Annotated in this window: 19 protein-coding genes; 9 read left to right on the plus strand and 10 right to left on the minus strand. The window is 29.3% G+C overall.

Annotated elements, in window-relative coordinates; translation table 11 throughout:
* Positions 1-17: 17 nt before the first annotated feature.
* The 4 genes from EYW44_RS01345 to EYW44_RS01360 form a co-directional block, all read right to left on the minus strand.
* Positions 18-815, minus strand: a complete 798-nt coding sequence (locus tag EYW44_RS01345) for a carboxypeptidase-like regulatory domain-containing protein (RefSeq protein ID WP_165872131.1) — start codon at positions 813-815, stop codon at positions 18-20.
* Between the two features lie 6 nt (positions 816-821).
* A complete protein-coding gene (locus EYW44_RS01350; protein ID WP_132721625.1) occupies positions 822-1,586 on the minus strand; it encodes a hypothetical protein in 765 nt (254 codons plus the stop codon).
* A gap of 133 nt (positions 1,587-1,719) precedes the next feature.
* Positions 1,720-2,253, minus strand: coding sequence for a lipocalin family protein (locus EYW44_RS01355; protein WP_132721627.1), 534 nt, complete (start codon positions 2,251-2,253; stop codon positions 1,720-1,722).
* A gap of 188 nt (positions 2,254-2,441) precedes the next feature.
* Positions 2,442-2,966 (minus strand): hypothetical protein, encoded by a 525-nt coding sequence (locus EYW44_RS01360; protein WP_132721629.1) that lies wholly within the window; start codon positions 2,964-2,966, stop codon positions 2,442-2,444.
* An 80-nt stretch (positions 2,967-3,046) separates the two neighbouring features.
* Here EYW44_RS01360 and pepE point away from each other — a divergent pair, with 80 nt between their 5' ends.
* From pepE to EYW44_RS01375, 3 genes are all read left to right on the plus strand, one after another.
* Positions 3,047-3,763 (plus strand): dipeptidase PepE, encoded by a 717-nt coding sequence (pepE, locus tag EYW44_RS01365; RefSeq protein ID WP_132721631.1) that lies wholly within the window; start codon positions 3,047-3,049, stop codon positions 3,761-3,763.
* A 240-nt stretch (positions 3,764-4,003) separates the two neighbouring features.
* Complete coding sequence (locus tag EYW44_RS01370) at positions 4,004-4,885, plus strand: UDP-2,3-diacylglucosamine diphosphatase (protein ID WP_132721633.1); 882 nt, start codon at positions 4,004-4,006, stop codon at positions 4,883-4,885.
* 2 nt (positions 4,886-4,887) lie between these two features.
* A complete protein-coding gene (locus EYW44_RS01375) occupies positions 4,888-5,904 on the plus strand; it encodes a glycosyltransferase family protein (protein WP_132721635.1) in 1,017 nt (338 codons plus the stop codon).
* A 12-nt stretch (positions 5,905-5,916) separates the two neighbouring features.
* Here the strand turns inward: EYW44_RS01375 and EYW44_RS01380 are convergent, their stop codons facing one another.
* The 4 genes from EYW44_RS01380 to EYW44_RS01395 form a co-directional block, all read right to left on the minus strand.
* Positions 5,917-6,525, minus strand: coding sequence for a leucine-rich repeat domain-containing protein (locus tag EYW44_RS01380; RefSeq protein WP_132721637.1), 609 nt, complete (start codon positions 6,523-6,525; stop codon positions 5,917-5,919).
* A gap of 42 nt (positions 6,526-6,567) precedes the next feature.
* Positions 6,568-6,987 (minus strand): hypothetical protein, encoded by a 420-nt coding sequence (locus EYW44_RS01385; RefSeq protein ID WP_132721639.1) that lies wholly within the window; start codon positions 6,985-6,987, stop codon positions 6,568-6,570.
* A complete protein-coding gene (locus EYW44_RS01390; RefSeq protein WP_132721641.1) occupies positions 6,971-7,273 on the minus strand; it encodes a hypothetical protein in 303 nt (100 codons plus the stop codon). The genes EYW44_RS01385 and EYW44_RS01390 overlap by 17 nt, the downstream gene beginning before the upstream one ends.
* 519 nt (positions 7,274-7,792) lie before the next feature.
* Positions 7,793-8,458, minus strand: coding sequence for a uracil-DNA glycosylase (locus EYW44_RS01395; protein ID WP_132721643.1), 666 nt, complete (start codon positions 8,456-8,458; stop codon positions 7,793-7,795).
* A gap of 34 nt (positions 8,459-8,492) precedes the next feature.
* Here EYW44_RS01395 and EYW44_RS01400 point away from each other — a divergent pair, with 34 nt between their 5' ends.
* The 4 genes from EYW44_RS01400 to EYW44_RS01415 all read left to right on the plus strand — a co-directional run bounded on the left by EYW44_RS01400 (position 8,493) and on the right by EYW44_RS01415 (position 14,444).
* Positions 8,493-10,700: an endonuclease MutS2 gene (locus tag EYW44_RS01400; protein WP_132721645.1), complete on the plus strand. Its 2,208-nt coding sequence runs from the start codon at positions 8,493-8,495 to the stop codon at positions 10,698-10,700.
* A gap of 196 nt (positions 10,701-10,896) precedes the next feature.
* On the plus strand, positions 10,897-12,162 hold the full coding sequence (locus tag EYW44_RS01405) for a hypothetical protein (protein WP_132721647.1): 1,266 nt from the start codon (positions 10,897-10,899) through the stop codon (positions 12,160-12,162).
* A 15-nt stretch (positions 12,163-12,177) separates the two neighbouring features.
* Positions 12,178-13,413, plus strand: coding sequence for an imidazolonepropionase (hutI, locus tag EYW44_RS01410; protein ID WP_132721649.1), 1,236 nt, complete (start codon positions 12,178-12,180; stop codon positions 13,411-13,413).
* Positions 13,414-13,433: 20 nt separating this feature from the next.
* Positions 13,434-14,444 carry a formimidoylglutamase gene (locus EYW44_RS01415; RefSeq protein WP_243643587.1) on the plus strand — a complete coding sequence of 337 codons (1,011 nt, stop codon included), beginning with the start codon at positions 13,434-13,436 and terminating at the stop codon, positions 14,442-14,444.
* A gap of 859 nt (positions 14,445-15,303) precedes the next feature.
* Here EYW44_RS01415 and recR read toward each other — a convergent pair.
* Complete coding sequence (gene recR, locus EYW44_RS01420; protein ID WP_132721651.1) at positions 15,304-15,921, minus strand: recombination mediator RecR; 618 nt, start codon at positions 15,919-15,921, stop codon at positions 15,304-15,306.
* Between the two features lie 10 nt (positions 15,922-15,931).
* Positions 15,932-16,711, minus strand: a complete 780-nt coding sequence (locus EYW44_RS01425) for a hypothetical protein (protein ID WP_132721653.1) — start codon at positions 16,709-16,711, stop codon at positions 15,932-15,934.
* A gap of 52 nt (positions 16,712-16,763) precedes the next feature.
* Here EYW44_RS01425 and EYW44_RS01430 point away from each other — a divergent pair, with 52 nt between their 5' ends.
* Both EYW44_RS01430 and EYW44_RS01435 read left to right on the plus strand, forming a co-directional pair.
* Positions 16,764-17,459, plus strand: coding sequence for an outer membrane beta-barrel protein (locus tag EYW44_RS01430; RefSeq protein ID WP_132721655.1), 696 nt, complete (start codon positions 16,764-16,766; stop codon positions 17,457-17,459).
* Between the two features lie 92 nt (positions 17,460-17,551).
* Positions 17,552-19,015, plus strand: coding sequence for an aminoacyl-histidine dipeptidase (locus EYW44_RS01435; protein ID WP_132721657.1), 1,464 nt, complete (start codon positions 17,552-17,554; stop codon positions 19,013-19,015).
* The last annotated feature ends 22 nt before the right edge of the window (positions 19,016-19,037 follow it).

Raw genomic sequence — 19,037 nt, forward strand, 5'->3', positions numbered from 1 at the left:
GACCAAATTAATAGTTTTTATTGGTTTTCTTTAAGAAAGCGCTCACTTTTATCTTTTATATCTTCTATTAATAACAAAACTTTATCTTTTTTTACTAATTCTTTTACTTTTTTATCGATAGCATAGTTTATGAATAGATATATTTTATCTTCTGGAATTTTATAGATAGTAATTAAATTGTGTTTACCAATTAAACTGATAATTTTATCCGGAAGTTGATCTTCAAAATTTTCTTTAGCAATTCTCTCTTTTAATCTTTTTTCTTTTTTGGTAGTAAATAATGAAAATGAAGTTAAAGTTACTCCTTCAAATCTTTTAGTAGGATCTACCATTTTAGATATATCTACTTTAGATTTCGATATATTATCATCTTTTAGGGTAACAGTTTCATTAAAGTCAATCTTAGAAAAGTCTAGACTTTCTGATTTTACAACGGCTATATCTCTTATACTTTGTTTAAAATTTCTTTCATAAGAAGGAAACAGATTTTGTTTTTTTATGACTACTTCATCTAATAGATAGTCTTTTAAATGAAGTTTTACAAAAATATCTTTGTTTTGAAGAATTACATTATTAATGGTTATTTCTTTGGTATGATGTTGTATTGAAGTAATTTCTATTTCATCATTTAGAGAAACTTCAAGTTGAAAGTTTCCTTCATAATCAGTAAAAGCACCTTGTTTGGTTGTTTTATTATGTATGTGTGCATTTGGAATGGTACCTATACCATCAAAAACATTCCCTTTTATAATTACTTTTTGACCATAAGTGTTTAATCCAGTAATAAATATAGTAAGTAGTGAAATATTTTTCAAAGCCAATTATTCTTTTAGAGTTTTAAATAAAGTAGCCTGTTGTTGTAAAAATTCAATAAATACTAATTCGCTGCTATGATAAGCTTTATTAAAGTTTTTATCAAAATGAGAAAAGTAAACGAAACGACTAAGTTCTAAACTATCAATACCAAATTCTTGAACAATCATTTTTCCATACGTATCTTTTATGAATTGCATTTTTTGATCACTTTCAATTACATTTTTTTCCTCTTTTAGCTTTCTTAATCTTCCAGATAAGGTGTTTATTACTAGGTCTAAAGAAACTAATCCAGCTCCGCTAGAAGAAGCGGTTATTAGTTTACGGTCTATTTGAGATATTTTTTTAGGATGTGGATTAAAACCTAAGTTTTGCATTATTTTTTCTCTGTCAGATATTCCAATGTTTTTAGAGTCAGACACAAGAACTCCCGATAAGTCTGTTTTTTTAACTTCAACTTCTTCTAATAGGTAATCTTTTAAATGGAGTTGAACTATTAATTCTCTATTTGTTATGATGTCGTTGCTTACGGTAATATTAACAGTATGATGTTGAACAGAAGTGATTTCAATTTCATCATTTAAAGAAACCTTGATACTAAAATTTCCCTCATCGTCAGAAAAGCTTCCTTTTTTTGAGGTTTTATTTAATATATGAGCGTTTACAACCTCCCCAATTCGATCAGATAGCGAACCAGAAATTTCGATACTAGTGTTTTGAGAAACACCATAAAAAGTAATTGTAAAAAAGAAAAAAGGTAATAGTTTTTGCATATAATTAGTTCTGTTACAAATTAAAACACTATTCTTCTTAAAAAGTTTTAATATAACTGTAAATGTTTGTTAAATAGAAAAACCTGTAAAACATTAATTTTACAGGTTTTGTATGCTCTATTTATTTTAAAAACTATTTTTCAAGAACAATAGTAACTATGCCTTGTGTTTTAATATTTTTATCTCCACTTAAAGAATCATGGCTAGTATCTATAATTTGTTTTAAAACTATTTTACCATCTGTAGAACGGTCTAAATCCATAACAACATCTTTATCATCTACAGAAAATATCAATTGATCATTTTCAATTTTCCATGCACCAGAATTCAAACCATAAATTATTTTAGTTTTTACCTCAACTGTTCTTGGATTGTTAGTACCTATATCTGTTGTAAGTGCTATTGTAATTTCACCATCAGTGGTAAACTCATTAGTAGATTCATCAAATGTAAAAGTTAAACTAGACTCTTTACCAATTGTCTTTGAAGTAGTGGAGTTAATTACATCTCCGGAAGGTATAGCAGTTGTAGTTCTCTGTGTACCAATTATAAATTCAGTTAAATTCCAAGTACCAGCTAAATCGTTTTGATTTACAGTGTTTGTAGCCTCTTCATTACAAGAAATAAATAACACACTTGCTACAAATATTAATAATAAATTTTTCATGGTGTAATTTGATATATTTTAAACAAGTACAAGAGTATAACTTATTTGCAAGGATACATTGGCTATTGAGTTAAAAATAAGTAGTTTAATGTTAATAGATACTAAGTTTTAACATTGGTAGAAATGTATGTTAAATAAAAAATGCACCCGATTTGGATGCGTTTTTATATTTGAATATTAATTAATTTTTATCTTTCAAATACAAAAGTGCTTACACCTTTAACGTTAAAATCAAAACCTTGAGTATCTTGAGTTTCATCAACGTTTAATTTTAAAACAACTTTGTTTTCAGTGATACTTTCAACACCGATAGGAGAAGAAACACCACCTCCTATAAGTACTAATTGATTGTCTTCAATTTTCCATTCACCTGAACTTAATTCAGAGATAGCAGAAACTTTTTCTTCTAAAGTATTAGTAACTCCATTGGTAGTACTAGTTGTAACAACAGTAAAACTACCGCTTGTAGTAAATTCTTTAGGATTGTCAGTAAAAGTGATACTAAAGTTATAATCTTTACCTACAGCCTTAGATTCACCAGAAATATTTGCACCTTGAATATTTAAAGTAGTTACAGCATCTAAATCAAATAAAGTTAAATCCCAAGTTCCGCTGATAGTACTATCATTAAGATCTAAACTAGTACCTGAATCACTATCAGAACATGAAACGAATAATAAAGTTGCTGCAAAAAGAAAAAGTAATTTTTTCATAATAATATTTTTTTTTGTTAATTGTTGAGTTGCAAAACTATGATTTTAAATACATTTGTTAAAACTAAATCAAATAAAAAGTGAAAAAAATAATCATAGCAAGCACGTCTACTGTTCATGGAAGCAGTTATTTAGCATATATTTTACCAACATTATCTACTTTTTTTGATAATACGGTAGAAGAGATTGTTTTTATACCATACGCTCGTCCAAGCGGAATTTCATATGATGAATATACAGCTAAGGCGGCAGAAGCTTTTGATAAGTTGGATATTCAAGTAAAAGGAATTCATGAGTTTGATAATCCAAAAGAAGCGATACAAAATGCACAAGGTATTTTTGTTGGTGGAGGAAATACTTTTGAATTAGTGAATCAATTATATAAAAATGATATTTTATTCGATTTAAAAAAGGTGGTAGAAAACGGAACTCCTTATTTAGGTACAAGTGCAGGTAGTAATATTTGTGGTGTTACTATGATGAACACGAATGATATGCCAATTGTATATCCGCCTAGTTTTAAAACAATGGAGTTAATTCCTTTTAATATTAATGCACATTATTTAGATCCAAATCCTGATTCAACTCATATGGGAGAAACCAGAGAAACAAGAATTAAAGAATATCATGTTTATAATGAAACTCCGGTGTTAGGATTGCGTGAAGGAAGCTGGTTACAGGTAACCGACGACACAATTCAATTAAAAGGAGAATTTTCAGCCAGATTATTCAGAAAAGATAAAGAAGCAATAGAGCTACCTACAGAAAGCTTTATAACAAATACTACTTTACTTTAGTGATATTTAAATACCATCAGCATTATTTGCTGATGGTATTTGTACTAAAACAACAAACTACCCTTATTTTTTTACAAAAAATTTACAAAGACTTGTATTAATTCAACTTTTTATAACAGTCTATTAATTAATATTTTACTCAAAACACAGCGTTTTCACATACTTTAGCATCGATTAACTAAACAAAGTACGTTCTAATAACTTATTGAGAATTTTAGAATTGTAATTGACCTTTAAACGATGAAAAAAAGTAAGAGACGTAAGTTAGATATTGCGGTTATTTCAGATGTGCATTTAGGAACTTTTGGGTGTAGGGCTGTTGAATTACACAACTACTTAAAAACAATTAATCCTAAAATTCTGATTTTAAACGGTGATATTATTGATATATGGCAGTTTAATAAGCGTTATTTTCCGAAATCGCATTTAAAAGTGATTAAACAATTAATGGCTTTTATAACTTCAGATACCAAAGTGTATTATATAACTGGTAATCATGATGAAATGTTACGTAGGTTTAAAGGTTTTCGTTTAGGAAGTTTTGAAATAGTAAACAAAGTTGTTTTAGATATTGATGGTAAAAAGGGATGGTTTTTTCATGGTGATGTTTTTGATGTTACCATGCAACATTCTAAATGGTTGGCAAAACTAGGAGGTATAGGCTACGACTTTTTAATAATGTTAAACACCTTTGTAAATTGGGTTAGTGAAACGTTGGGCTACAGTAAGTTGTCTTTTAGTAAGAAAATTAAAAACAGTGTAAAAGGAGCTATTAAGTTTATAAACGACTTTGAAAATACAGCAGCAGATATTGCCATTGACGAAAACTACCATTATGTTGTTTGTGGTCATATACACCAACCAACGATTAGGGAAGTAAATAATGAAAAAGGAAGTACTATTTATTTAAACTCAGGTGACTGGATTGAAAATTTAACAGCTTTAGAATATACTAATCAAGCGTGGAGTTTATACGAATATGAAAAAGATGATTTAGTTAAAAAAGAGGTTGATGCTATTGAGGTGCACGAATCTGAATTAATAGGAAACGGAGCACATAGCAATACCGAAATTTTTAACGAATTACTACAGGAGTTTAATATTCAAAAATTTTCTAAATAGATATGAGGATTTTATACGCTTTTCAAGGAACAGGAAACGGTCATGCAAGTAGAGCTTTAGAAATTATACCATTTTTACAAAAAAGGGCAGATGTAGATGTGTTAATAAGTGGTTATCAATGCGAATTAGAGTTACCTTTTGAAATAAAATATAAATTATATGGTTTAAGTTTTATCTTCGGAAAAAGAGGTGGAGTAGATATCGTAGAAACATTAAAAAAAGTAAAATCAAAGGTTTTATGGAAAGAGATCAAATCGTTGCCAGTAAGAGATTACGATTTAATAATTAATGATTTTGAGCCAGTATCTGCTTGGGCATGTAAATTAAGAAACGTTCCCATAATATCATTAAGTCATCAGAATGCAGTGTCAGATGATAATGCACCTAAATACGGAAGATTTAAACTGGAAAGACTTATTTTGAAATATTATGCTCCTGCTAGAAATAAGTTCGGATTCCATTTTAAAACATATTCTTCAGCTACGTTTTTACCAATTATAAGAAAAGAAATACGCTATAAAAACATAACCAATAAAGGGCATTATACAGTGTATTTACCAGCTTATGGAGATAAAAAGTTAATCAAAATTTTATCAAAGTTTAAAACCGTAAAATGGCAAGTTTTTTCAAAACATACCAATCAATTTCAGTTACACAATAACATCACAATTCATCCTATTAACGGAAAAGAATTTATTAAGAGTATTGCCTCTTCTAGTGGTGTGTTATGCGGAGCTGGTTTTGAAACGCCGGCTGAAGCTTTGTATTTAAAAAAGAAGTTGATGGTAATTCCTATGAAAAACCAGTACGAGCAACAATGCAATGCTTTGTCTTTGAGGGAAATGGGAGTTCCGGTGTTAAAAAAACTAAACAAGAAAAGATTACCCAAAATAGAGAAGTGGTTAAAATCATCAGAAATAGTAAAGGTGAATTATCCTGATGTTACTGAAGATATTTTAGATGCCATTACATTACCGTATTACAATGATACTTTACTACCAGAAATAACGGTAGTATAGCATCTGTTGTTTTTATCTTACAAAGCATTGTTTAGGCAATAATTTTTTTACTTTTTCAAGTTCAGCTCTTGTAAAACTATCATTTCTCATCAATGAAAGATCTTCTAAATTGATGAGATTTTTGATAGATTCAGGTAGAGAAGTTAAGTAATTAAAGTCAAGATTTAGTGTTTTTAGTTTCGTTAGTTTACCGATATTTTCAGGAATTTTAGTTAAACCATTTGCTTTAAGTCCTAAATGCTCAAGATTTGTCATTTTGCCAATTTTTTCAGTTACATTACCAAGTCTGTTTCCTCCAATCTCTAATACTCTCAATTTAGGTAATGAAATAATAAAATCGGGTATTGTTGTTAAGTTATTATGATGAACTCTTAAGTATTCAAGATTTTTCAATTTGCTTATTTCCTTCGGAAGTTCATTTAGTCCGAGGTCTCTTAATTGTAGTCCTCTAATTTTTTCAGGAGTCTTTAAAGCCTCTTCCAAAGAAAAATAAATAGTAATGCTTCCTATTTCAGTGTGTTCCCATACATCATGAGTCTTTTTTTGACTGTGTAATGAACAAGAAATACCAAGTGAAAGTATTAGTATTACTAATGCTGATTTGAAATTGATCAGATTCATTATGTGTTGATTTTTAAATGTTAGATTAATTAGACGATACAATTATTCACCAACTCTATTAACGATTATTTCGTTTAATGTGTTTCTTAAAACATCAACATCTTCTTGAGTTATTACTTCTTTTAAAATTTTGATTTTCTTATTTGAACCAGCATCATTATAATGAATGGTAATTTTACGGTTTTCAACTTCAAAACTTACCAAATCATCATTTAAAATTAATCTTTTGTGTACTGCACTAGGTTGAAAAACAAAATGTTTTGGGTAAAATTTAAATATTTTAGTGCCTGCAGTTAAAGATCCTATTACAATAGATACAATTCCGAATACCAAAGGCATTAAAACAATTCTATTAAAACTAGCAGATAAAATAATAGATCCTAAAATCATTATTCCACCCACCATAAATGATTTGTTTCTCCCTTTCCAACTTAATCCAATTTCTTTAATTGCTGTTTCCATAATTTTCTTCGTTAAATTGTTTTTCTGCTATTTCACTAATTGTTTTTTGAATTCCCATAATACCAACTATTCCTAAGGGAATAAATAAAATACTGCCAATAATAAAAGTGATTTTACCCGCTTTTAATTGATTTTTAGCGACTAGTATTGCTCCAATAATGCACAATAAAAAAGCAATTAAGGTTGGTATAAATAGTATTTGATATCTTTCTGAAGTTCCTGTAAAAATTAAGATAAAGGCATTTATTACAAGACCAATAAGTGTCATTGGGTTTATTTTATTCATTATTTGTTTTTTGGATAAAAGTATTTTCTTTTACAAGAATATATAAGTGTTATTTGAGATATGAGTTAGATGAAGCTATATATGTAGACTTTTAACTTATTTCTGTAAAAGCTCAAAACAGTAATGTAATGGCAATTGTTGGAGTGACAAAAGCTTGAAACAGTAATGTAATGGCAATTGTTGGAGTGACAAAAGCTTGAAACAGTAATGTAATGGCAATTGTTGGAGTGACAAAAGCTCAAAACAGTAATGTAATGGCGATTGTTAGAGTGACAAAAGCTTGAAACAGTAATGTAATGGCAATTGTTGGAGTGACAAAAGCTTGAAACAGTAATGTAATGGCGATTGTTGGAGTGACAAAAGCTTGAAACAGTAATGTAATGGCAATTGTTGGAGTGACAAAAGCTTAAAACAGTAATGTAATGGCAACTGTAGGAGTGACAAAAACTTAAAACAGTAATGTTTTAGTAACAATCAATTATTTAAAAAATAATAACATTAACCTCAAACCATCAACAATTACCAAGTTATAGTATCTAATCCTTGATTTTGTAAAAACTCGTTAGTTTTAGAAAAATGTTTGTTACCAAACCAGTAACCTCTGTTGGCACTTAAAGGTGAAGGATGACCAGATTGTAATACATGATGTTTTTTAGTATCAATTTTAGCACCCTTTTTCTTGGCGTAACCACCCCAAAGTAAGAAAACAACATTTTCTCTTTCAGAAGATATTTTACTAATTACGGCATCAGTAAACTTTTCCCATCCCTTTTTTTGATGACTTCCAGCTTCGTGGGCTCTAACTGTTAAAGTGGCATTTAATAGTAACACACCTTGTTTAGCCCATCTAGATAAATCGCCCGATGTAGGATACGGAATATTCAAATCTTGTTCTAACTCTTTAAAAATATTAATTAAAGAAGGAGGGTGTGCAATAGTATCGTGTACAGAAAAGCACAAACCATTTGCCTGACCAACTCCATGATAAGGATCTTGCCCAATAATGACAACTTTTACATCATTAAAGGCGCAAAAATCAAATGCAGCAAAAATATCATTCCCTTTAGGATAACATGTATGCGAACTATATTCTTCCTTAACAAATTGAGTTAAAGATTTAAAATAATCTTTTTCAAACTCAGGTTGTAAAATATGTTTCCAACTTTCAGCGATATTTACTTGCATTATTTATATTTTTGTAGCTTTCAAAAATAAGAAATTGAAACAGAATATTTCAGAAAAAACATTACAAGACTTAGAATTTACAGCCGTTTTAGAACAGGTTGCTTTGTCGTGTATTTCACAGTTAGGTAGAAAGGAAATTTTAAATACAAGACCTATTTACAACAAAGAAGCGTTGTTTTTTGAGCTAAATTTGGTGAATGAATACGTTGCTTCTTTTGAAAATGAAAATAGAATACCAAATCATGGTTTTGATAACATTACTGATTTTGTAAAGCGTTTAGCAATAGAAAACAGTTATTTAGAAGCAGATGCTTTGTTAAAAATTGCAACGGTTACACAAACAGTAAATGAGTTAAAAAAGTTTCTAAAGAAATTTAAAGAATATTATCCAACCTTATTTGATTTAAGTGAAGAAGTAGAGTATACCACCTTTGTTTCTGATGCTATTTTAAAAATAGTAACACCTTATGGAGAAATAGCTGATAATGCATCTTCAGCTTTAAAACAAATCCGTAGAGGAATAAATCAAGTTAGAGGAAAAATAGGAGAAAGCTTTTCTAGAGCATTAAGCAAAAACATAGCTAATGGTTATTTAGATGATATTAAAGAATCTATTATAGATAATCAACGTGTTTTAGCTGTATTAGCAATGCACAGAAAAAAGGTACAAGGTAGCCTTATGGGAACCTCTAAATCTGGAAACATTGTATACATTGCACCACAAGCAACACTAAGTTACAGTAGAGAGTTACAGAACCTATTATACGAGGAGAAACAGGAGATTATTAGAATTTTAAGAGCTTTAGCAGAAGAAATTCGTCCGTTAGTTCCATTATTAAAAGAGTATTTAGAGTTTTTAACGCACCTAGATTTAGTAGGAGCAAAGGCAAAATACGCAGTATCAATTAATGCTATTTTACCTAAAATTTCTAACGAGCAAAAAATCTATTTAAGAGATGCTTATCATCCAATTCTTTGGAAGAAGAATGAAGATAAAGACATTACCACCATACCTCAAACAATTGAATTAAACGAGAAACAACAGATTATTGTTATTTCTGGTCCTAATGCAGGAGGTAAAAGTATCACTTTAAAAACAATAGGTTTATTACAAGTAATGCTACAGAGTGGATTGTTAATTCCAGTACATGAGCGTAGTGAAACTTCGTTATTCGGAACCATTTTAACAGATATTGGTGATAATCAATCTATAGAAAATCAATTAAGTACTTATAGTTATCGCTTAAAAAATATGCGTTACTTTTTACGTAAATGTGATGCAAATACGTTGTTTTTAATTGATGAATTTGGTACGGGGTCAGATCCTGAATTAGGAGGGGCTTTAGCTGAAATTTTCTTAGAAGAATTTTATCAAAAAAAATCGTTCGGAATTATTACAACGCATTATGCTAACTTAAAAGTATTGGCAAATGAGTTAGAAAATGTTACGAATGCCAATATGCAATTTGACGAGCGTACGTTAGAACCTAAATATAAGTTGTTTATAGGTCAGGCAGGTAGCTCATTTACCTTTGAAGTGGCTCAGAAAAACGGTATTCCTTACAGTTTAATTAACAGAGCTAAAAAGCGAGTAGAAAGTGAAAAAGTACGTTTAGATAAAACAATATCTAAATTACAGAAAGAACGTAACAGGTTGCAAAAAACCTCAGATTCTTTAGAAAAGCAACAATCTAAAGGACAAGAGCATATAGAAAGCTTACAAGAAAAAGAACAAAAAATACGAGAAAAGTTAGAAGGTTTTCAAGAGTTATACGATAACAATCAACGTATGCTTGGTCTTGGTCGTAAGCTTAATGAGTTATTAAACAAATACTTTCAAACCAATAATAAAAAAGAATTATCAGCAAACTTTTTTAAATGGGTAGCTGCTGAAAAAACCAAATTCACAAAGAAAAACCCACCTAAAAAGAAAACAAAAACAGAAAAAGCCAAAGACAAAAAAATAGCTGATGAACAAAAAGAAGCTATTAAAAAAGTAGAGCAAGAAGTACTTAAAAAAGTAGTTAAAGTTAGACAAGAGAAAAAGGTAGAAGCTAAGAAAATAGCAGAAGAAAGAGCTAGTTATGTTTTTAAAGTAGGAGATAGAGTTCGTTTGATTGACGGAAACTCTGTTGGTACTATTGATAAAGTAGAAAAGAAGAGTGTATTTATAAATTATGGTTTGTTTACTACAAAAGCTACTTTAGATAAGTTAGAGTTGGTAGAGAAAGCTAAGCGTTAGAAGCTGGAAGAGTTTTTAGTATGAAGTACTAAGAATTAAGAAGTATTTTAATATACTGAAACCTTCAGTCTCTAACTCTGTAGCTAAAAGAAAACTTCAACTACCTAATATTGTATTTTTAATATAAGTTTAGTCTATCAAGAACTGGTAACTAATTTTATAATAAATATTCTATTTTAGTCGAAAATAACCAAATATGGATCAACAAGATAATAGAGAATCATCTAAAAGAGCATGGTTACAACGATTAAAAGATGAAAGTTGGGAAGCTGAACTACTAGTATCTGCAATTGCAATCTTCGGTACTTTTAAGTTATTTGGCATGGTTGAATGGATGACGAATATTTTTATTAGTATTTTGTATCCAAGTCAATATTTAATAGCCTATGGTATTGTTTTTTTAGGACTATTTGCTATAAGTGTTATGGCTTCTATGTTTGTAATTCATTTCTTTTTAAGAGCCTATTGGATAGGATTAGTAGGGTTAAACTCGGTATTTTCTGATTATAGTTTGGATGACAGTATGTATTCAAAAACCTATACAGAAAAATTTTTAACAATTTTACCGAAATTAAAAGATACCATTGATAATGTAGATGAATTATGTAGTGTTATTTTTTCCGCAGCATTTACCGCTCTATTGATATACATGTATTTATCTGTTGTAGCTAGTTTTTATATCATAATTTATAATTTACTATCGCTTTTTATACCTTCAACAATTGTTTTAATTCCAATTATTATTTTAATCATTTTATTGGTACTACAGATTGGATATTCCATTTTTGCCAACACAAAAAAGAACAAAACGAATGACAAAATTCAAGTACGATTATTTAAGGTAGTACGTTTAGTTTCAATGATTATGTATGGACCGTTGTATAAAACTATTTTACAGGTAACCATGATATTTGGATCTAACTTTAAGAAGAAAAAGAGACTTTCTTATTTAATGCTACTGTTTTTATTATCAGGAAGTATTATTGCTATTTATCAAATGAAGGAAACCAATATACCTTATTTAATTAGGTATGATAATTATTTTGATAAAACGAAATTAGAAGCCAGTTATTACGAGGTTAATAATGATAAAAACAATTTCTTACTAACACCAGAGATACCTTCTGATATTATTAAAAAAGATGTGATAAAGGTTTTTATTCCAATGTTTATTCATGAGAAAAAACAACGAAAAGAAATTTGTGATCATGATAAAGAAGGATTAACACATGAAGAAGAAGATGCTTTATTATTAAAATGTTACAAAGAATATATTACAGTAAAAATTGATGAAAAAGAGCAACATATTGACTTTTTAAGATACACACACTCAAGAACAGAGCAATTTGGATTGATTGGGTATTTAGATTTAAAAAAACTATCAAGAGGAAAAAAGAATTTGACTATTGAAAAAGGACTAGATGTTAAATGGAGTTTTCCTTTTTATTACACTTTAGAATAAAAGATATTTTTGTTTATGACAACTATTTTTAAAAATATAAAAGAACTAATACAAGTAAGAGATAAAAGCGTAAGTAAAGTTTCAGGTAAAGAAATGAACGAATTACCTACTATAAAAGATGCTTTTCTTGTTGTTGAAAATGATATTATTACAGATTATGGTAGTATGGATGGAATGCCTGCTATTAATGAAGCTACTATAATTGATTGTGAAGGTAAGATGATTTTACCTTCTTGGTGCGATAGTCATACACATATTGTGTACGCTGGAAATAGAGAGCAAGAGTTTGTTGATAGAATTAACGGATTAACTTATGAAGAAATAGCCAATAGAGGAGGAGGCATTTTAAATTCTGCAAAAAAATTACAAGAATGCTCAGAAGAAGATTTGTATAATCAATCAGCAAAAAGATTAGAAGAAGTTATTCAACAGGGGACTGGTGCAGTAGAAATTAAATCAGGATACGGACTAACAGTTGAAGCAGAGCTAAAAATACTTAGAGTAATAAAAAAGTTACAACAGAAGTATGCTATTCCTATAAAAGCTACTTTTTTAGGTGCACATGCTTTTCCGAAAGAATATACTGATAACAAAGAAGCTTATGTAGATTTAGTTATTGAAGAAATGCTTCCGAAGGTTGCTGCTGATAAATTAGCCGATTTTATTGATGTATTCTGTGAAACAGGATATTTTTCTGTAAAACAAACAGAACGAATAATGAAAGCAGGTATTGCACACGGATTGATACCTAAAATTCATGTAAATCAATTTACTTCCATAGGAGGTTTACAAGCAAGTGTTCAAAATAATGCATTATCTGTAGATCATTTAGAAGTTATGACTATGAATGATATTGAAGCGCTTAAAAACAGTGAAACAATGCCAGTAGCACTGCCTTCGTGTTCTTATTTTTTAAGTATTCCTTATACGCCAGCCAGAAAAATAATGGATGCAGGTTTACCATTGGCTTTAGCTACAGATTATAATCCAGGATCAACACCTTCAGGAAATATGAATTTTGTGGTAGCAACTGCATGCATAAAAATGAAAATGACACCTGAAGAAGCCATAAATGCAGCAACTATTAATGGTGCATATGCAATGAATTTAGAAGATGAAGTAGGATCAATTACTAAAGGTAAAAAAGCAAACTTTTTTATAACAAAAGAAATTCCTTCATACGGATTTTTACCATATAGTTTTGGTTCTAATTTAATTGATGTTGTGTATTTAAACGGAGAAAAGGTTTAGTACTGAAAAATAAAGAGAATATGGTGTTACAAGTTTTTTCTGAGGAGAATGTAAGAGAATTGATAAATGTAAGAAGTGGAGAAATAAAGTTAGGAGAATGTGTACAAACGATAACCAAATCAAAAAATGTAATTGAAGAGTTACAAAGTTCTAAAGCTAAATTTGTAATTATTGGTGTGCTAGAAGACATTGGTGTACGAATGAATTACGGAAATGGAGGTGCTCATACAGCTTTTATTCCTGCTCTGAAAGCATTTTTAAATACTCAGCAGAATCAGTTTAATAGAGGAGAAGATGTATTGGTTTTGGGGTATTTAGATTTTTTAGATGATGTTGTGAATTTTAATGCAGCAAATAGGGCAGAAGGTGATGAGTTAGTTAAAAAAGTAGATGATGAATTGTCTAAATGGATTGAGGTAATTGTTAGTGCAAATAAAATACCTATTGTAATTGGTGGAGGACACAACAATGCCTATGGAAATATTAAAGGAACTTCTTTAGCTAAAAATGAAAAGATAAATGTAATTAATTTAGATGCGCATACAGATTTACGATTGTTAGAAGAACGTCATAGTGGAAATGGTTTTTCATATGCTTTGCAACACAATTTCTTACATCGTTATTTTATGTTTGGTTTGCATCAAAATTACACACCTCAATATATTTTTGAACAAATTCATAACGATTTTAATCTTGAATATAACTTTTTTGAGGAAATGGAAGTGTTTAAAACAACTTCTTTTGATAGAGAGTTAGAAAGAGCTACAAATTTTATAGCAGAGAATTCTTTTGGAATTGAGATAGATTTAGATTGCATACAAAACTTTCCGAGTAGTGCTATGACTCCAAGTGGTTTTACGCCTCAACAAGCACGTTATTTTGTATATCAATTAGGAAAGAATAAAAATGCAGCATATTTACACATTTGTGAAGGTGCGCCAATAATTGTAGAAAATTCAACAACTTCTGCTCAAGTAGGTAAGTTTATTAGTTATTTAATAACTGATTTTATTAAAAGTAGGAGTTTGTAAGTGTGTGTTATTTAGTTTTTTAACTGTTAAATAAAGCTTTTCAACGATTAACATATGTTAAGTGTCGAAACTCAATGCTTAACATAGATCAATGTGTGTAACTTTGACTCGGGATAAAATATTTAATATGGTTAAATATTACTTAAGGGAGTTAACAGGTTGATGAAATCATCATTTTATTCTTAACAGGGTTTGGTTAGAAACTTTTAAAGTTTCGATAGATTAAGAATAATTAACTGTTAATAGAAACGCATATGATACAATGTATTATGTGCGTTTTTCTTTTTGTTAATGTTTTGATTGTTAGTTTTTTAAATTCTGTTTAACGCTTGTTTACTTATTTTCAACGATTTATTTCTGCCATACATCGATACTTGTATTGTTAACATATGTTAATAATGTAAATTTGATCAGGGATTATTAAATTTTTTAACATGGTTAAATTATTACTTAAGGGAGTTAACAGACTGATGAAAACATCATTATTATTCTTAACAGAGTTTGGTAAAGGCGCAAGTTATGCTTTAAGACACTAAGAGAAAAAACTGTTAATAGAAACGCGTGTAATATTAGATATTACACGCGTTTTTCTTTTTATGATTGATGTATGTTGTATGTGTTTGTAAATTAAGTTTTTAAAGTGTTAAAAAGTGATAATCCTTTTGTGGTTACATAATAAATTGATTATCTTTAAGATAAGATTAATAAACAATCTATCTTGGTTAGAATTTAATAACAGTTTGATATAGTTTATATACTAATTCTTGAATTTGTGTTCATAATTTAAATTAAGAAAGTCAAACTGTTAAAAAGGTGTACGATACTTTGTAACGTGTACCTTTTTCTTTGTAATATAAATTTATCCTTTTAGAGATTGACTAAACGGAATTCTATTTACAATACTTCTTCCTAAAGTAATTTCATCGGCGTACTCTAATTCATCACCAACAGAAATTCCTCTGGCTATTGTAGATGTTTTTATATTGTAACTTTCAATTTGTTTGTATATGTAAAAATTTGTGGTATCACCTTCCATGGTAGAACTCAGTGCGAAAATTAACTCTTTAACTTCCCCGTTTTTAACTTTTTCAATTAAAGATTCAATTTTTAAGTTTTGAGGTCCAATTCCTTCAATAGGAGAAATTTTACCTCCTAAAACATGGTATAAACCTCTAAATTGTCCCGTATTTTCTATAGCCATTACATCTCTAATGTCTTCAACAACACATACAATTTCTTGATTTCTGTTAGGGTTACTACAAATGTCACATAAAATAGTGTCAGATATATTATGACATTTCTTACATAGCTTTACATCATTTCTTAAAGTGCTTAATGCCTCAGCTAAGTATTTTGTATGCTCTTTGGGTTGTTTTAATAAGTGTAATACTAAACGCAGTGCCGTACGCTTACCAATACCAGGTAATCTGCTCACTTCATTTACCGCGTTTTCTAGTAATTTAGAAGAAAATTCCATTTAGAACTATTTATTCATATGTAAATTTACCAGATAGATTGTAAACATCTCCTACATTGACTCCGCAAAAAATAAAAGTAATTTTACCATCTTTATTTTCAACATAAACTGTTTCCCCAATAGGAGCACTCCCTCCACCTAACGAGCCTAAACCAAAATCAGTGATTTTTAGTTTTACTTCACCATTAGATCGAGTTGATTGATTATCAAATAAATCAACTGTTTTATATTCACCTGTTAATGGAAGCGATTTATTTATTTCGTTAAATTGGAGAAAAAATCTAGCGGTTGAAAAGCCACTACTAGCTTCAAATTCAATATTTCCATCATTAAATCCAGTAGGATCTTGATTTTTAACCATATCTATATTGATTTGATTAACACCAGTATCAATTCTATTATCAATAGCCGGATCACAAGAAGGTTCAGATGAAGTAGTGAATTCATATACCTTACCATAACCAACACCAATTTCACTGATTGCGTATGCGCTGTAAAAGTATTTAGTATTAGACTTTAAATTTGAATAGAGATTAGAAAAACTTCCTAAACGCTCTCCTTCAACAGATTTATTATCATTAATAGTAGGTGAGGAATTTTCACTCCAAACAACACCATATTCAATTACATCTTTACCACCTTCAGCTACTACTTCACCACCTAAAACAGCAGAATTTGTTAAAACACTGCTAGGTTCATCTGTTAATACTATTGGAGTAATGAAATCAATGTTTTCAATTTCACAACCAAACAGAGTAAATAAGGCAAAAACAATAATTAGTTTTTTCATAAAATAAATTTTAGCAAATATATATATTTGCTAAAATTTATAAGAAAGGAATATGCGTAATTTTACAGTCTTAATTTGTTTATCAATATATTCAACTTTATTTAGTCAAAATAATTTTTTTAGAAACGATAGCGATCCTTTATTTGATGGAAGATTTGGAGTTACTATTGGAGCAACAAATTATATTACTGATGCGAGTTATTTGTTTTCTAAATCGTCAACAGGTTTTACAGTAGGAGTTCTTGGAACTGCGGAATTAAGTGAACGTTTCGAATTATTTTTTGAAATTAATTATAACAAGCATTTTGTGAAATTTGTAGGAAGAGAGAATCAGCTTGCTGAGCCTAGAGACATAAAATTTAACCTTCAGAATATAAGTATTCCTATTTTATTAAACTATTCGTATTTGATAAAAGACGATTACAAACTAGGGGTAAATATTGGACCTTCATTTGATTTACTTTACAATTACAACCTAGTTAATGAATCTGAATTTGATTATGTTCTAGATCCTTTATATGTTGAACCTTATGATTTAGAGTTTGATACAAGAAGTGATGGTAAAATTTCTTTTAATATGTTTGTAGCTTTCGGTCTAAATTTTCAATATAATGAACGTTTTATGACAAGCTTAAGATATTATTATGGTATAACAGATCCATACAGAAATTCACCAGTTTTTTCTCCTGTAATAGATATAACTGGAAGAGACAGTTATTTTGCTTGGACTTTTACCTATTTTATTTAAACCAGTAAGTTTTTCTTAGGTTGCTTAGCGAAATATAATCGTTTTACATCCTAAAAACGTACCTTTGAATCATCAATTAAAGCAAATCAAATATGAGCTCAGAAATAAGAAATTTAGAACCAAAAAGTGTTTGGAATCACTTTGCTGATTTGAATGCAGTTCCTCGTCCGTCAAAAAAGGAAGAGCGTGTTATTCAATTTATGGTTGATTTTGGTAAAAAATTAAATTTAGAAACAAAAGTTGATAAAGTTGGTAATGTAATTATAGCAAAGCCTGCAACTTCTGGAATGGAAGATAGAAAAACCATTGTAATGCAAAGTCATTTAGATATGGTACATCAAAAAAATGCTGATACTGTTTTTGATTTTGATACAGAAGGTATAAAAATGTTTGTTGATGGTGATTGGGTAAAGGCTGAAGGAACTACATTAGGAGCTGATAATGGATTAGGAGTAGCATCAATTATGGCTATTTTATCTTCTACAGATATTGCACATCCTGCAATTGAAGCTTTATTCACGATAGATGAAGAAACTGGTATGACTGGAGCAATGGGATTAGAAGGTGGTTTACTTACTGGTGAAATTTTATTGAATTTAGATACAGAAGAAGATGATGAAATTGGTATTGGTTGTGCAGGAGGTGTAGATATTACAGCTACAAGAACCTATAAAGAAGAAGAAACTCCAGAAAATACAACAGCTTTTGAAATTGCTGTTACTGGATTAAATGGTGGGCATTCAGGAATGGATATTCATAAAGGTTTAGGTAATGCTAATAAAATAATGAATCGTTTGTTGTTTGACGGTTTTACTAATTATGGAGTGCGTATAGCTGAAATCAATGGTGGAAGTTTACGAAATGCTATTCCAAGAGAAAGTTTTGCTTCTGTAGTAGTTGATACTGTTTCTAAAGCATCTTTTGTTTCAGAATTAGCCGAATTAATTACAAAAATTAAAGCTGAATTTGCTTCTTTAGAGCCAAATTTAGAAATTGAAATTAAAGAAACAGCATTACCTGAAAAAGTAGTAGAATTAGGTGTTCAAACAGGTTTAATTAAGTCTATATATGGAGCTTTAAATGGTGTGTACCGAATGAGTCCTGATATTGAAGATTTAGTAGAAACGTCTAACAATATTGCCAGAGTAATCCTAAAAGAAGGAAATATTAAAATAGGATGTTTAACTCGTTCTTCTTCTGAAACAAATAAGTGGGATTTAGCAAATTCTTTACGTTCGGTATTTGAATTAGCTGGTTTTGATGTAGAATTTTCAGGTTCTTACCCTGGTTGGTTACCAAATACAGATTCAGATATTTTAAAAGTTTTAAAAAGCTTATATGTTGAAATGAATAATGCTGAGCCTCATGTAGCAGCTTGTCACGCTGGTTTAGAGTGTGGTATTTTAGGACAAAATTATCCGAATATGGATATGATTTCTTTTGGACCTAATATTCGTGGAGCTCATTCACCAGATGAAAGAGCACAAATTTCATCTACTCAAAAGTTTTGGAAGTTCTTATTAGAGATTTTAAAGAATATACCAAGTAAAAATTAATAGAAAGTATATTTTCTAATTA

Origin of the sequence: Tenacibaculum sp. M341, from assembly GCF_004337695.1 — a bacterium.
Classification (GTDB): domain Bacteria; phylum Bacteroidota; class Bacteroidia; order Flavobacteriales; family Flavobacteriaceae; genus Polaribacter.